This window comes from Silvimonas sp. JCM 19000, from assembly GCF_054652575.1.
In genome coordinates, this window is record NZ_BAAIHC010000006.1 from 91,442 (window position 1) to 105,497 (window position 14,056).

Annotated in this window: 12 protein-coding genes; 2 read left to right on the forward strand and 10 right to left on the reverse strand. The window is 61.6% G+C overall.

Features of this window, described 5'->3' with window-relative positions; all coding sequences use genetic code 11:
* Positions 1-5: 5 nt before the first annotated feature.
* The 7 genes from glmS to ACYQ1A_RS07715 form a co-directional block, all read right to left on the reverse strand.
* Positions 6-1,829: a glutamine--fructose-6-phosphate transaminase (isomerizing) gene (glmS, locus tag ACYQ1A_RS07685; RefSeq protein WP_499361480.1), complete on the reverse strand. Its 1,824-nt coding sequence runs from the start codon at positions 1,827-1,829 to the stop codon at positions 6-8.
* Between the two features lie 136 nt (positions 1,830-1,965).
* The gene (locus tag ACYQ1A_RS07690; protein ID WP_499361482.1) at positions 1,966-3,573 is read right to left on the reverse strand and encodes an HD domain-containing phosphohydrolase; all 1,608 of its coding nucleotides are present in this window, start codon (positions 3,571-3,573) and stop codon (positions 1,966-1,968) included.
* A gap of 19 nt (positions 3,574-3,592) precedes the next feature.
* Positions 3,593-4,360: a 3',5'-cyclic-nucleotide phosphodiesterase gene (locus ACYQ1A_RS07695; protein ID WP_499361483.1), complete on the reverse strand. Its 768-nt coding sequence runs from the start codon at positions 4,358-4,360 to the stop codon at positions 3,593-3,595.
* Positions 4,361-4,545: 185 nt separating this feature from the next.
* On the reverse strand, positions 4,546-6,750 hold the full coding sequence (locus ACYQ1A_RS07700) for a CHASE2 domain-containing protein (protein WP_499361485.1): 2,205 nt from the start codon (positions 6,748-6,750) through the stop codon (positions 4,546-4,548).
* Between the two features lie 4 nt (positions 6,751-6,754).
* A complete protein-coding gene (locus ACYQ1A_RS07705; protein WP_499361486.1) occupies positions 6,755-7,474 on the reverse strand; it encodes an FHA domain-containing protein in 720 nt (239 codons plus the stop codon).
* Positions 7,475-7,573: 99 nt separating this feature from the next.
* Positions 7,574-8,422 (reverse strand): Stp1/IreP family PP2C-type Ser/Thr phosphatase, encoded by an 849-nt coding sequence (locus ACYQ1A_RS07710; protein ID WP_499361488.1) that lies wholly within the window; start codon positions 8,420-8,422, stop codon positions 7,574-7,576.
* Positions 8,415-10,931, reverse strand: coding sequence for a CHASE2 domain-containing serine/threonine-protein kinase (locus ACYQ1A_RS07715; protein WP_499361490.1), 2,517 nt, complete (start codon positions 10,929-10,931; stop codon positions 8,415-8,417). Before ACYQ1A_RS07715 ends, ACYQ1A_RS07710 begins: the two co-directional genes overlap by 8 nt.
* 372 nt (positions 10,932-11,303) lie before the next feature.
* Here ACYQ1A_RS07715 and ACYQ1A_RS07720 point away from each other — a divergent pair, with 372 nt between their 5' ends.
* Positions 11,304-11,657, forward strand: a complete 354-nt coding sequence (locus tag ACYQ1A_RS07720; RefSeq protein WP_499361491.1) for a type II toxin-antitoxin system RelE/ParE family toxin — start codon at positions 11,304-11,306, stop codon at positions 11,655-11,657.
* The gene (locus tag ACYQ1A_RS07725) at positions 11,648-12,031 is read left to right on the forward strand and encodes a hypothetical protein (protein WP_499361493.1); all 384 of its coding nucleotides are present in this window, start codon (positions 11,648-11,650) and stop codon (positions 12,029-12,031) included. The genes ACYQ1A_RS07720 and ACYQ1A_RS07725 overlap by 10 nt, the downstream gene beginning before the upstream one ends.
* On the opposite strand, the gene mtgA is transcribed toward ACYQ1A_RS07725, so the two are convergent.
* The 3 genes from mtgA to ACYQ1A_RS07740 form a co-directional block, all read right to left on the reverse strand.
* The gene (gene mtgA / locus ACYQ1A_RS07730) at positions 11,978-12,679 is read right to left on the reverse strand and encodes a monofunctional biosynthetic peptidoglycan transglycosylase (protein WP_499361495.1); all 702 of its coding nucleotides are present in this window, start codon (positions 12,677-12,679) and stop codon (positions 11,978-11,980) included. The genes ACYQ1A_RS07725 and mtgA overlap by 54 nt on opposite strands.
* A gap of 75 nt (positions 12,680-12,754) precedes the next feature.
* Positions 12,755-13,579 (reverse strand): shikimate dehydrogenase, encoded by an 825-nt coding sequence (gene aroE / locus ACYQ1A_RS07735; RefSeq protein WP_499361497.1) that lies wholly within the window; start codon positions 13,577-13,579, stop codon positions 12,755-12,757.
* A complete protein-coding gene (locus ACYQ1A_RS07740; RefSeq protein WP_499361499.1) occupies positions 13,579-14,043 on the reverse strand; it encodes a rhodanese-like domain-containing protein in 465 nt (154 codons plus the stop codon). Before ACYQ1A_RS07740 ends, aroE begins: the two co-directional genes overlap by 1 nt.
* Positions 14,044-14,056 lie beyond the last annotated feature (13 nt).

Below are 14,056 nucleotides of genomic sequence, written 5' to 3' on the forward strand. Positions count from 1 at the left end.
CCGCCTTATTCCACCGTCACGCTCTTGGCCAGATTGCGCGGCTTGTCCACGTCCGTGCCTTTGCGGCAAGCCGTGTGGTACGCCAGCATTTGCAGCGGCAGCGTCAGCACCACCGGGGCCAGCGGGCCGGAGGCCACCGGCATGGTCAGTACGCGGTGGGCGCCGGCGTGGGCGGCTTCGCAGCCGGGTTCGGCCAGCAGAAACACCTTGCCGCTGCGCGCTTCGACTTCGCGCAGGTTGGACACCAGTTTTTCCAGCAGCTCATCGGCGGCGGCGCAGACGATGATGGGCATGTTCTCGTCCACCAGCGCCAGCGGGCCGTGTTTGAGTTCGCCCGCGGCGTAGCCTTCGGCGTGGATATAGGCGATTTCCTTGAGCTTGAGCGCGCCTTCCAGCGCGATCGGGAACAGCGTGTGGCGGCCCAGGAACAGCGCGTGGTTGTAATGCGACAGCTCGTGCGCCCACTTATCCAGCTCACCATCCAGCGCCAGCATTTCTTCCACCAGCACCGGCAGCTTGTGCAATGCGCCGACGATTTCGTCCAGCGCGCTGCTCGACAGGGTCTGCCGGCTTTGCGCCAGCGCAGCGGCCAGCACGTACAAGGCCACCAGTTGCGTGGTAAAGGCTTTGGTCGAAGCGACGCCGATTTCCTGGCCCGCTTGCGTCAAGAACAGCAGATCGGATTCGCGAGTCAGCGTGGAGTGCGGCACGTTGCACAGCGCCAGCACTTTAACGTCGCCGCGTTCGCGCGCCGAGCGCATGGCGGCCAGCAAATCGGCGGTTTCGCCCGATTGCGAGATGGCCACGATCAGCGTGCCGTCCTGTTCGCGGCCTTTGCGGTAGCGGTATTCGCTGGCAATGTCCACGCTCACCGGCAGGCCGGTCCATTCTTCGATCCAGTAACGCGCGACCAGACCGGCGTGGTAGCTGCTGCCGCATGCCACGATGCGCACAGCCGGGGCCCGGGCAAACAGGGCGTCGGCTTCCGGGCCAAACAGGGCGGGCTTGCAGCCCAGTTCCAGCACGCGTTGCAGCGTGTTGGCGATGGCGGTGGGTTGCTCGAAGATTTCTTTTTGCATGTAGTGGCGGAAGTGGCCCAGGTCAGCGGCATCCGCCGACACGTCCACCGTGCGCGAGGGGCGGCTGACGGGTTGGCCGTCTGCATCAAACACGCGCACTTCTTTGCGTTGCAGCTCAGCGATATCGCCGTCTTCCAGATACACCATGCGTTGCGTTACCGGCAGCAGCGCAGAAATATCCGAAGCAAAAAACTGTTCGCCAAAGCCAAGGCCCAGCACCAGCGGACTGCCTTTGCGGGCGCAGATGACGCGCTCGTGATCGTCGCGGCTCAGCACGCCGATGGCAAAGGCACCGGTCAGGCGGCGCACCGTGGCTTGTACTGCCGCCAGCAGGTTTTGCGATTGTTCAAAATAGTGATGCACCAGATGCGCGATGACTTCGCTATCGGTTTCGGAGCTAAAGCTGTAGCCGCGCGCCGTCAGTTCGTTGCGCAGGTCCTGGTGGTTTTCGATGATGCCGTTATGCACGATCAGGATGCTGTCGCCGCCCAGATGCGGGTGGGCGTTGGCTTCGGTCGGTTGGCCGTGCGTGGCCCAGCGGGTGTGAGCCAGACCGATCAGACCACTGGCGGTGCCGACTTTGGCGGTCAGGTCGGCCACCCGGCCTGCTACGCGGATGCGTTCGAAATGCCCGGGGCCGGTGAGTGCGATCCCGCTGGAGTCATAGCCACGATATTCCAGCCGTTCCAGCCCGGCCAACAACATGGGCACCACATTCCGTTCCGAGATTGCACCAACGATTCCGCACATAAACCCTGTTCCTTTCGACTGCTTTTGCCGGGAGGGCAAAAAAGAGGGGCGACTTTACGCGCCCTACGCGCGCGCGTCTTTAGGCGGATACCCTGAAACCAGTTGCCGACGCGCGGTAATACCACTTGCCGGATTCTCAGTGAGAACGCGGCGCGGCACTTTGGGCCAGATCAAGCAAAGCCGCGGTGTCGACCGCATCAATCTGGTCAGCGTCCAGAAACTGTTGGGCATAGGCCAACCAGACCTGTTGCCGCAAAAACACTTCAAACAGATCGCCATCGATGTGCTGATCGCGTGCCATCCGCGCCATGATGGCCAGGGCCTGCGAGAGCAACATGCCCTGTTTGTACGGCCGGTCTTTGGCGGTGAGTGCCTCAAACACGTCGGCGAGCCCCATGATGCGCGCCTGCACACTCATCTGATCGCGCGTCAGGCCCAGCGGGTAACCTTTGCCGTCCATACGTTCATGATGCCCACCGGCGAATTCGGGCACGCGCTGCAAATGGCGCGGCCACGGCAGCGAGGCCAGCATCTGGATGGTGACGTCGATATGGTGATTGATGATGTCGCGTTCAGCGCGCGTGAGCGTGCCGCGCCGCACGCTCAGGTTCTCGGCCTCGTCCGTGCTTAACAGCGCGTGCGCCTGGCCATCCACATCCAGCGTGCGTTGCGCAATGGCTTGCACGCGGGCGATATCGGCATCGCTCATGGCTTCGACACCGCGATTGGTATGGCGCAAAAAGGCGCGGTCGGCTTCGATCTGCGCGCGCGTTTGTTGCCAGCTGGCGGCGTCGGTCAGGCCTTTGAGATGGGCGATTTCCGCATCGCGCAGCAACACCTCAAAGCGGGTATCGATTAACGCAATCCGATCAAAAATGGTTTGCAGCTTGGTGGCTTTATCCACCACATGCACGGGCGTGGTGATCTTGCCGCAGTCATGCAGCAAGCCGGCAATTTTCAGTTCGTAACGGTCGGCGGCGCTCATGGCAAAACCGGCCAGCGGGCCATAATCGGCCTGGCACACCGCGTCGGCCAGCATCAGCGTCAGCTCGGGCACGCGTTGGCAATGCGCGCTGGTGTACGGCGACTTGTCGTCGATCGCCATATTGATGATGCCGATAAAGGCTTCAAACAGTTCTTCCAGCGCATTGATCAGCTGGCGGTTATTGATGGCGATGGCCGCTTGCGAGGCCAACGATTCCACCAGTTTCTGGTCGTCGGCGCTGAACGCGATGCTGTCGCCATTCTCGTCCTGCGCATTGATCAGTTGCAGCACGCCCAGCGCGGCACCGTCATGGTTGCGCAGCGGCACACACAAAAACGAACGCGAGCGATAACTCAAGTGTTCATCAAACTGGCGCGTGCCACTAAAGTCATAGCCTTCGGCGGTGTAGGCGTCGGCGATATTGATGGTCTTGTCCAGATTGACCGCCGCTGCCGCCACATTGGCCAGGTTGGGGCTGCCATCGGCCAGCTTGAGCGGCAGCGCCGGAATATGCGCGCGGATAGGGCTGGTGCCGCCCCAGTGCAGATTGCGCGAACCGGTCATCACCAGTTCAAACTGCAACTGGTCGTCGCGCTGCAGATACACGGTTCCGGCATCCGCGTTGACCAACTCGCGCGCCGTGATCAGGATCATCTCGATCAGCTGCGCGATATCGGTCTGCGCCGACAAGGCAATGCCGATGTCGTTGAGCTTTTGCAATCGATTTCGTAGATCGGCGTGATCCATGCGTTCGGTCATCACTTGGGTGTGCAGTTCTTTAAAAGTCGAGCCGTTGCCGCGGCAGCAAGCGCGCAAAACGGCGGCCGCATACGGGGTCGTGCTGAAGTTGTTGCATGATCAATTCGTGGTCGGCTGGCTTTAGATGCGTAATCCAGACATCGGCCTCGTGTTGCATCTGGCCCAGCGCGGTCAGCAAGGCGCTGGGAGAAAAATGCAGCGCAGTGCGCGCCAGATCGGCATCCTGGTCGGCAAATGCGGTTTCGATAATCAGCGCCCGCAGGTCGGCAATCTGGTTCACCGCCTGCCAGAACGGCGGGTGGTCGGCCGTATCGCCCGAAAACACCACGCAACCGTCCGCACTGTGCAAAGCATAGGCCACCGCGGGCACGGTATGCAGCGCGGGCAAGGCACGGATGCGGCCGCCGGGCACCTCTACGCTATCGCCCTGTTCCATCACGGCAAAGCGCAGAAACGGCGCCTGCGGGCTGGGGATGGCGGCAAAGTCAGGCCAGATCTGCCAGTTAAAGATATGCCGCTGCAAGACGTCGATGGCGGCCTGCGTGGCATGCACGGTAACCGGTTGCTCGCGGCTGCCAAAGGCGGTGTCCAGCAACATGGGCAGGCAGGCGATATGGTCCATATGCGCGTGCGTCAGGAAGATATGGTCGATCTGGAGCAGCGCCTCAAACGACAAGTCGCCCACGCCGGTCCCGGCGTCGATCAGGATGCGGTCGTCCAGCAGCAACGACGTGGTGCGCTGCCCGGCCCCGATCCCTCCGCTACATCCCAACACCTGCAATTGCATCTGGCCCTCTGCTAAAAAAGAAATCGCGACGCATCGGGTGGGTCTGGCCCACCGGTCCAAGCCGCGGACAAGCACACGATGCGCGCCAGCCGCTTGAGCGCGTTCCCACATGCAACGCCGATGCGACAGCGCGATATTGGCATGCGGCTTTGCGGGGTGGGTCTTGACCCACCCTACGGGCAGCCCTATTTCGTGTCGAATTCGTGGATTGCGCTCCACGCAGCGGCGGGGGGCAACTGTTGCCAGGCGGCAATGCGCTGCAGATACACCCGGTACAATCCACAGTCCGGCTCGGCCGCAGCCAGCAATTCTAATTGCGCGGCGGCAATTTGCCAGTGCTGTGCCCGGTAATCGCGCAGCACTTGTGCAAACTGCTCGGCTCGTGCTTGTAGCGCGGGGTCGCTGGCCGGCCCGAGCGGTTCGTACAAGGTAACCGGGTCTTCGCGGCCCTTGACCCGCACCCGGTCAAGCTCGCGATAAACCAGATCTGGCGCGGCCTGGCGCGTGGCGTCGGTCACGATCACCGGTACGCCGTAATGGGCGGTCAGGCCCTCAACCCGAGAGGCCAGATTGACCGCATCGCCCATCACCGTATACGTCATCCGATAACTGGACCCCATATCGCCGACCGTGACCACACCTGTGTTCACGCCCACACCCACAGCCAGCCTGGGCCAGCCGCGTTCTTGCCATTCCGGGTTGGCGGCAGCAATGGCGCGCTGGATATCCAGCGCCGCCAGCACTGCATTGTGGGCGTGGTTGGCGTCAGGCAAGGGCGCGCCCCAGAACGCCATCACGCAATCGCCAATGTATTTGTCGATGGTGCCAAGGTGACGGCTGCGGATAACGGTGGAGATCGTGGTCAAAAAGGCATTCATGAAGCGCGCCAGCTCATCGGCTGGCATGCCTTCGCTGATGGCGGTGAAATGGCGCACGTCGGTAAACAGCACGCTAAGTTCGCGCGCCTGGCCCGCCATGGTATAGGCACGCGGATCATCGCTCATGCGCTCGACCAGCTCTGGCACCACGTACTGGCCAAACAGCTCGCGTAGCTGGCTTTGCCGTCGTGTCACAAAGAAATAGCCGTATGCCATGTTGATTACATACAACACCAGCACCAGCACCAGCGTGTTGGCAAACGGCATGTCGACATAAGCAAAGCGCCACAAGGCCAGATCGGCCAGCACCAGCGCCAGCAACAGCAATGACGTGGTCAGCGTCGCCATCAGTGGCGTAAAGGTGGCCAGCAGCCACGTCAGTAATGGCGTCAGCACAATCAGCAACAGCAGTTCACCGCCCAGCAGATAGCCAGGCCGTTGCGGCAAATCGCCATCCAGCAGCGCCGAGATCATATTGGCGTGCACTTCAACGCCGGGATAGGTCTCGCCCACCGGGGTCACCCGCAAATCATTCAGGCCCGGTGCGGTGGCGCCGACCACCACAATGCGATTGGCCAACAACTCGCGCGGCACACGGCCACGCACCACATCGACCGCTGAAACATAAGTATAAGAATGTGCCGGGCCGCGATATGGCACGGTGGCCTGGCCATGCGCATCAACCGCCAGCCGCGTGTTGCCCAGGCGCAAGGCTTCCAGCTGCGGCACGCCGCCACCGGCTTCGATGACGGGCTCCAGCGCGGGATTGCCCTGCGCCAGCCGCACCAATTGCAATGCCAGCGACGGGTAAAACTGATTGTTGATCTGCACCAGCAAGGGCACGCGCCGGATGACACCGTCGGCATCCACTTGCGGCACAAAATGCCCGCCGCCGGCGGCCGCTTGTTGCAGCTCGGCCAGATTGCCGCCGTAATGCGCGCCTTGTAACAGCAGACCTTGCACCGGCGCCAGCGCGTCGGCAGGTAAGGCGGGCGGCGGCAAGGCGCCTGCGTTGACCGCGTCGTCACCATTGCTGTAGTAAAAACCCAACGCCACCGGCCGATTCTTGAGGGCGCGCGCCAGGCGGCCATCGCCATCCAGTTGCGGCGCAATGCGGCTGAGCGTGTCTTTGAATTCGGGGACGTCCTTGAGCTCGCGGTTGGCCAGCCGTTGCAGCGCGGGCAGGCCGCCACTGTTGTCTTCTTCGGCAAACACCACGTCAAAACCGAGCGCGCGCACTTTATAGCGATTGAACGATTGATCGAGCAGCCGCGCCACCATATCGCGCCGCCACGGCCAGTGGCCGAGCGCCGCCAGGCTTTTCTCGTCGATGTCGATAATGGCAACGCGGGAATCCGGCTCGCTGGTGGCGCCCAGGCGGATACGCGTGTCGTAAAGATAGGCGTCCAGCCGGTCCAGCGCAGGCAGCGGCAGGCTGCCCACCAGATGTGCCAGCAACACCAGCAGCGTCAGCAGGCCCGCCAGTAGCTGCAGCCCATATTTTTTGATCACAAGATCAAGCCTGGTCCCGGAAGAAGAACGCCATTTTTACACCAACCAGTTCAATCAAGTCTTCTTCCTTGAGCTGGATCATGTCGATGTCGTGACCGTTCACACACGGCTTGCGCGGGCCCTCGACATGGCTGATGACATAGCCTTGCGGTTGCCGCGTGATCACGGCCACCTGGCTGCCGGTGCGGCCCAGCGTGGTGGACGGCTTGTTCAGGATCAGTTCACGCCCGGCGTTGGCACCGGTCAGCACTTTGATCACGCCGATCTTGCGCGCGGCGGGCGCTGGCGCGGCCACCGCAACCGGGGCAGCAGCGGGCGCCGGGCGTTGCGCTGCGTTGGGGGGCGTGGCGGCCTTGAGCAAAGGCTTGCCGCCGGGTGGCATCAGCAACACGGTTTTTTCAAACGGCTTGGCCGGGGTCGGGGCAAAGGTGGCTTTGTTATCCAGGCAAAAGCGGAAGATATGCTTGCCGATACGGACCTGATCGCCGTCCTGCAACAAATGCCGCGTTACTCGCTGGCCATTCACCGTGGTGCCATTGGTGCTGTCCAGATCCTGCAACACGTATTGATGGTTTTTTTGCCGCACCACGGCGTGTTCGCCGGAAATCGCCAGGTGATCAACCGCAATTTCGTTATGCGGCCGCCGGCCGATGCGTGTGGTTTCCTGCAGCAGTTTGTACTCTTCGACGTACTCGCCGGCCAGGCTCAGGATCAGTTTTGCCATCTGTTTTATCTTTGTGGTGTCAGCGCCCGCGCGTGTTCTGGCCTGCCCGGGCCCACGGCGATTGCTCACTGCTCAGTTCGGGTAATGCCCCGCGTTCCGCTATGGGGTTTTCGGGGATTTAGGTGCGACCCAATCGGCAATCTTCGCCCATAAGCCGCCATTGGCGCCGAAACTGGCTTGCACGGCAATCAGGATCACCGAGATATTGTCCTTGCCACCGAGATTGTTTGCCTGCTGGATCAGATGCGCGGCGGCAACGGGCAGATTGGTGCGCAGCACGCTGAGGGTTTCCAGCATCTCGGCTTCGGCAACCAGGTCAGACAAGCCGTCTGAGCACAGCAAAAACAGATCGTCCGGCAGGGCTTCATGCTCGTGCACTTCAACTTGCAGATCAGGCGAAATACCCACCGCGCGCGTCACCAGATTTTTATTGCCGGAATAACGCGCTTCTTCGGCCGTGATCAGACCGTGGTCAATCTGTTCTTGCAGAAACGAATGGTCGTGGGTCAGTTGCTCCAGCGACTCGCCGCGCAAGCGATACAAACGCGAATCGCCCACATGCGCCACCGCCACATGGTTGTCGTAAAACAAGGCGCTGACCAGCGTGGTGCCCATGCCCGCGTACTGGCGTTCAGAGCGCGATAACTCAAACACCGCCAGATTGGCGCGTTGCACCGCGTCGGCCAGCAAACTGAGCGCACCCGCATGTTCGCCATGGCGCAGCAACTGCCGGTTCTCGGCCAGCGCAATGGCTTCGCGCAGCGCTTGTGCCACCACTTCGGCCGCCACCTTGCTGGCCACTTCACCGGCGTTGTAACCGCCCATGCCATCGGCCAGCACGGCATAGCCTTCGGCGGCATCGATCAACACAAAGTCTTCGTTATGGTCACGCTGCAAACCGGTATCGGTGTGCATGACCATCTGCAGCGCGCTGGCGAGATTACGCATTGCCAGCCGCCCGTTTCAGCAGACCAGCCTCAAGCCGGGCGCAAGCGTGCGCCAGTTGCTCGCCGGTCTGGAAACGCTCCGCCGGGGCCTTGGCCAGGGCCTTGATGATGATGGCGGCCAGCATGCCCGGCACCTTGGGATTGAACTCACGCGGATCGCGCGGCGTGTCATGCGTAATCGAGAACATCAACTGCCCCATGGAATCCCCTTCAAACGGCAGACGCCCCGTGCACATCTGATACAGCGTCACGCCTAGCGAAAACAGATCAGAACGCCCATCCAGCGGCTGCCCGAGCAATTGTTCCGGGCTCATATACGACGGTGTACCCAACACCATGCCGGTGCGGGTGCGATTGACGTCGGTGATGCGGGCAATGCCAAAGTCCATCACTTTAACGGTGCGGTTGGCGCGGTCAAACATGATATTGGCTGGCTTGATATCGCGATGCACCACATTCTGCGCGTGCGCATATGCCAGCGCGGTGGCGACTTTGCGGATCACTGCCGCCACTTCGGCCAGCGGCAACAGCTTGCCGGCTTGAGTAAACGGCAGCAGATCGCCGCCTTGCAATAACTCCATGGCGATCCACGCTAGATCGTTATCCTCGCCCGCATCATAGATGGTCACGATATTGGGATGCGTCAGTCGACCGGCAGTTTCCGCCTCACGGAAAAAGCGCTGGCGCGCTTCTTCCAGCATGTCGGCCTCAAATTCCTGCGTCAGCGCCAGCGTCTTGATCGCCACCACGCGGCCGATGCGTGGATCGCGACCCTGATACACCACGCCCATCGCGCCTTTGCCCAGTTCTTTTTCGATCTGATAGCGGCCCAGCATCGGCTTGGTGACATCGCCATCGGCGCTGATCAGGGTGCCATGCACGCCGGTGCCGCCCAGCAGCACGGTCTCGGCCAGTTGATGCGCCCGGTTGATGCGCGCGGGCAGATCCTGCCAATGCTCGTCATATTGCGCCATCGCGCGGTAGACCGTTTCCGCCTTGTTGAACTGGCGCTTGCGTTCAAAGTCGAGCGCCAGATTGTTGAGTACCGACATCATGTCATCCGACATCGGCACGCGCCGCAGCTTGTCAAAAGCCATGTCCAGCTGGCCCTGGCCTTGCAGCGCCAGGCCCAGCATGCGATTGGATTCAGCGCTCTCGGCGGCGGATTGTTGCTCGCGCGCTTCTGACAACAGATAGCGTTTGCTGGTGAGCACCAGATAGCCCAGCGCCAATAAGGCCACCGGCCCCATCAGCGGCACCCACAACAGCGCCTGCGTCATCATCACAAATTGCGCCCCCAGCAGCGCCAGCGCGGCTACGGCACTCAAACCAGCGGCCAGCGCCGCATTCAGACGCGGCAGCGCCAGAATCAGATACGCCGCCACCAGCGCCAGCACCGCCAGCTGCAACACATGGGTCCAGCCGGGCGAAACAAAATAATGCTGCTGCAACAGCGCCGAAACAATCTGCGCGCCCAGCAACACCGGCGGCATGGCGGCGGAGACCGGTGTTACAAAATTGCTGCCGATGCCGGGGGCGGTGGCACCGATCAACACGATTTTGTCGCGATATTTATCCAGCGCAATCTTGCCGTTATAGACGTCATAAAACGAATCGACGCTGAACGGGGGCGTGCCGTTTACGTTGTCGTAAAAGTAAGGCCGGAACGCCGCGTCCTGATCCAGTGGCACGCGCACACTGCCCAACTGCGCCGCGGTTCCCAGCGCAAAGTTGATCTGCGCGGGTTTGACATTGAGTGCGTGCGCGGCAATCAGCAAATCGAAAGAGGGATAAATCTTGTCCTGATAGCGCAAAGCCAGCGGCACGCGCCGCACCACGCCATCCAGATCAGCCTGTTGCGTATCGCTACCGACACCGGCGGCCGCCTCGCCCACGGGCGCCAGCGGAATGGTGGGCTGCGTGACCGACAGCGGCCAGCCATCGGCCGGGTCCCCTTGCGGCTTGAGTTCGGTGCGGTTGATAAAGTCCGGCAGCGTGCGATCGGGGTTGCCATCGGCATCGCCCAGGCGAAACAACATCGGCACCAGCACATTGCCCGCGCGCTCGATGCTGCTGGTTAAAGTGCGGTCTTCGTCCAGCGCCGCCATTGCTTCATCCAGCAAAGGCGTAATCATCGGTGGCCACGCGCCGGGGTCTGCATCGTGCAGGGTCTTGATGCGTTGTAGATACGCCAGGCCGCGATCCTGTTCAGGCTCGGTGTAGTACACGGTCGAGACGATGGTATGGGCGTGGGCAGCGGCCAGCTTGTCAATCATGCGGGCCTGGATATCGCGCGGCCACGGCCAGCGGCCCATATTGTCGAGGCTTTGCTGGTCGATGGCGATGACGGCAATGCGGCTGGAAGGCGTGCGGGAAGTCAGGCGCACCCCCGCGTCATAGGCAGCGTTTTCCATACTGTTGACCACGGGCGTTGCGACCCATAGCAGCAGATAGAGCACAACCACCGCCAGCGCCGCGATCCAGTCGCGGCGCCACAGCGTCCACTTCATGTATTTCCCCTGCGGGCGTCGCGCCGGCCCCGGCGTACGCCACGTTGCCCCGATAGGTTGGAATGTGGCTTCTGATCCGCGCCGCATCGTGAGTGTGCGGCTAGGTGTTGATCTCAAATCAAACGTGCAGCGGGCAGTTTATGGGGTTTTTGCGACTGCCCCAAGACATGGCTTGCACCATTCCGTATCACTGATACGAAATGTTGCGCAAAAGGCGCAGCGCGGGGGATGGGCGGGGTGAATTGTGCGGGCTAAACAGGAGTGATTATTAAAAAACCAAGGCATGCCAAGACTATCCGAGACACATAGTCGCTGTGATACGCAAGAGCGAGCGCATCACACCCCATTAATGGTGTCTTTTGGGTTACTATCATGCAGATCGAAGTGGAAGAATACGTGCGCGAAGACGGCAGTTGCCCGTTTCGGCGCTGGGTAGACCGGCTGGATCACCGGGCGGCGCTTAAAGTAAGTACCGCGTTGATGCGGCTGGAAATGGGCAACACCTCAAACATCAAATGGTTTGGCGGCATCGGCGAATACATTATTGATTTCGGGCCGGGCTACCGGGTTTATCTGATGCAGGATGGTCCGACGTTGATCCTGCTGTTTGGCGGCGGCACCAAGCGCACGCAGCAACGCGACATCGATGCGGTCCACGCGCTGCGTATGGAATACAAAGCGCGCAAAAAATCAGGCGACACACAAGGAAAAGCGGGATGGCACTGACTCGGGATTACAAGCAGACTTTTATCGAGCGCGCGCAACGCGAGCCCGACTTTGCACGGACCATGCTCGAGGGGGCGGCGGAGTTGTTCTTTAACAATGAGCGCGTGCCGGGGCTCATGACGCTGCGCGATCTGACCAACGCCACGCTCGGCTTCGAGGCCTTGGCCGCTGCCATCGACTGTCCCAGCAAAAGCGTGCATCGCATGCTCTCGGCGCGCGGCAATCCCTCGACGCAAAACCTTTGCGCCATTTTTACTGCGCTGTGTCAGCATCTGGGCGTCACGCTCGAGGTCCGCTGCAAAGCGGACACAGCCGTGCCATCAAGGCACGTCGGCATAACCCATGCGGCGACCGATGATGCTGGCCTTGCGTAGCAGGCGGCGATCGTTGCGGTGGGTGTCGTAATAGCGCGGGTTGGTGACCATCGCGGCCAGTTTGGCCGACTGGCCCGCGCTCAGCCCGGCGGCGTTGGTCTTGAAGTAATAGCGAGCGGCGGCGTCGGCGCCGTAGATGCCGTTGCCCCACTCGATGACGTTGAGATAGATCTCAAAGATGCGGCGCTTGTCCATCAGCTTTTCCAGCATCACCGTTATCACCGCTTCTTCGGCTTTGCGAAACGGCGAGCGGCTGGAAGACAAAAACAGATTCTTGGCCAGTTGCTGGCTGATGGTGGAGCCGCCAGCCACAATGCGCCCCTTCTTCAGGTTCTTTTCCCACGCGGTCTGGATGCCTTCCCAATCAAAACCATCGTGCTCCAGAAACCGCGCGTCTTCTGACGCCACCAGTGCGCGCTTCAGATTGGGCGAAATCTGGTTGTAGGGCACCCATTTATGCCGCAACTCAGCCTCGGGGTCCGTCTGTTGCAAGCGCGCCAGACCTTCTTCCATAAACGCGGTGTCATCCGGGTTGTGGGTGCGCCACCAGACCACGTGGACCAGGATCCACAGGTTCCACAACAACAGCAGCACCACCAGCGCCAGCAGGATGCGCCAGATCCACCCACCCACAGAATGCTTCTTCACCATGTGCCTTCAGACAGCCAGTCAATCAAACGATGCGCGATTTTAGGCTGGCTGCTTACAAACTGATAGCGCTGTTTACAGCTGGGCGCGCAACTGGGCCAGCACCGGCTCCACGCTGGGCTGGTGGCCAGTCCATAAGCTGAAGGCCTCGGCCGCCTGCCCCACCAACATGCCCAGACCATCCACCCGCACGGGCACGCCGGCTTCGCGCGCATGCGCCAGAAATGGAGTCTCGTCGCGGCCATACATCATGTCGTAGGCCAGCGATTCACCGTGGAAGACCGCATCGGGGATAGGCACACGCTCGCCGCCCAGGCTGGCTGAGGTGGCGTTGATGACCACGTCGAACGCTGCATCGACATCATCAAAACCGCAGCCGCCCAATGCCACGCCAAATGCGCCAGCGGCATCGGCCAGTTCGGTGGCCAGCTGGCGTGCCTTGTCGGCGGTACGGTTGGCAATCACGATCAGGCTGGGCCGCGCTTGTGCCAACGGCAACACCACACCACGCGCCGCGCCCCCGGCCCCCAGCAGCAGCACCCGCTTGCCGCGCAGATCAATATGGCGTTGCAAATCGCTAACCAGCCCCGCGCCATCGGTGTTATCACCGAGCAGACTGCCATCGGCCTGCACCAGCAAGGTGTTGACCGCGCCCGCCGCCGCCGCGCGCGGAGTGCGCTGATCGGCCAAGCGCCATGCTTCTTCCTTGAAAGGCACCGTGATGTTGCAGCCTGCCCCACCCGCGGCAACAAACTGACGCACCGAATCGGTGAAGCCATCCAGCGGCGCCAACAGCCGTTCGTATGAAAAATCCTGCAGCCCGCATTCCGCTGCAAACGCAGCATGAATCGCAGGCGATTTGCTATGCGCCACCGGGTGGCCAATTACGACATAACGCATCAGCTTTGTACCCACGGCAAACGATGACCCTGCCAACCATTCACGCTGCCACGATGCTGGCTGGCGTCTTTATCGCCTTCAAAACCTTCCAGCACGTTGTACGACTCGGCATAGCCCTCCGCCGCAGCGGCAGCCGCCGCATCGTGCGAACGCGCGCCAGAACGGCACATAAACAACAAGGTTGCGTCGGGATCCGCCACGCTTTGCAGCTGGCCGATGAACTCGTGATTGGGCGTCATGCCCGGAAAACGCTTCCATTCCAGCAGCACGGCATTGGGCACCGTGCCCACAAATTGCCACTCGGCCTGGGTGCGCACATCCACCAGTTTTGCCTCAGGCATACCCAGCAAAACCTGTTGCGCCTCGGGCGGCGTCAGCGCGCCTGCGTAGGGCAGATTGTTATCAGCCGCGCGTTGGCGGGCTCGATCCAGGATGGCCTGGATTTGTGGGTGGATCTGGCTCATGAGCTTGCTCCTG

What these genes read in the sequence shown, in the direction of transcription:
- glmS (WP_499361480.1), bottom strand. Translation starts at nt 1,829, where the DNA reads ATGTGCGGAATCGTTGGTGCAATCTCGGAACGGAATGTGGTGCCCATG.
- ACYQ1A_RS07690 (WP_499361482.1), bottom strand. Translation starts at nt 3,573, where the DNA reads ATGACCGAACGCATGGATCACGCCGATCTACGAAATCGATTGCAAAAG.
- ACYQ1A_RS07695 (WP_499361483.1), bottom strand. Translation starts at nt 4,360, where the DNA reads ATGCAATTGCAGGTGTTGGGATGTAGCGGAGGGATCGGGGCCGGGCAG.
- ACYQ1A_RS07705 (WP_499361486.1), bottom strand. Translation starts at nt 7,474, where the DNA reads ATGGCAAAACTGATCCTGAGCCTGGCCGGCGAGTACGTCGAAGAGTAC.
- ACYQ1A_RS07710 (WP_499361488.1), bottom strand. Translation starts at nt 8,422, where the DNA reads ATGCGTAATCTCGCCAGCGCGCTGCAGATGGTCATGCACACCGATACC.
- ACYQ1A_RS07715 (WP_499361490.1), bottom strand. Translation starts at nt 10,931, where the DNA reads ATGAAGTGGACGCTGTGGCGCCGCGACTGGATCGCGGCGCTGGCGGTG.
- ACYQ1A_RS07720 (WP_499361491.1), top strand. Translation starts at nt 11,304, where the DNA reads ATGCAGATCGAAGTGGAAGAATACGTGCGCGAAGACGGCAGTTGCCCG.
- ACYQ1A_RS07725 (WP_499361493.1), top strand. Translation starts at nt 11,648, where the DNA reads ATGGCACTGACTCGGGATTACAAGCAGACTTTTATCGAGCGCGCGCAA.
- aroE (WP_499361497.1), bottom strand. Translation starts at nt 13,579, where the DNA reads ATGCGTTATGTCGTAATTGGCCACCCGGTGGCGCATAGCAAATCGCCT.
- ACYQ1A_RS07740 (WP_499361499.1), bottom strand. Translation starts at nt 14,043, where the DNA reads ATGAGCCAGATCCACCCACAAATCCAGGCCATCCTGGATCGAGCCCGC.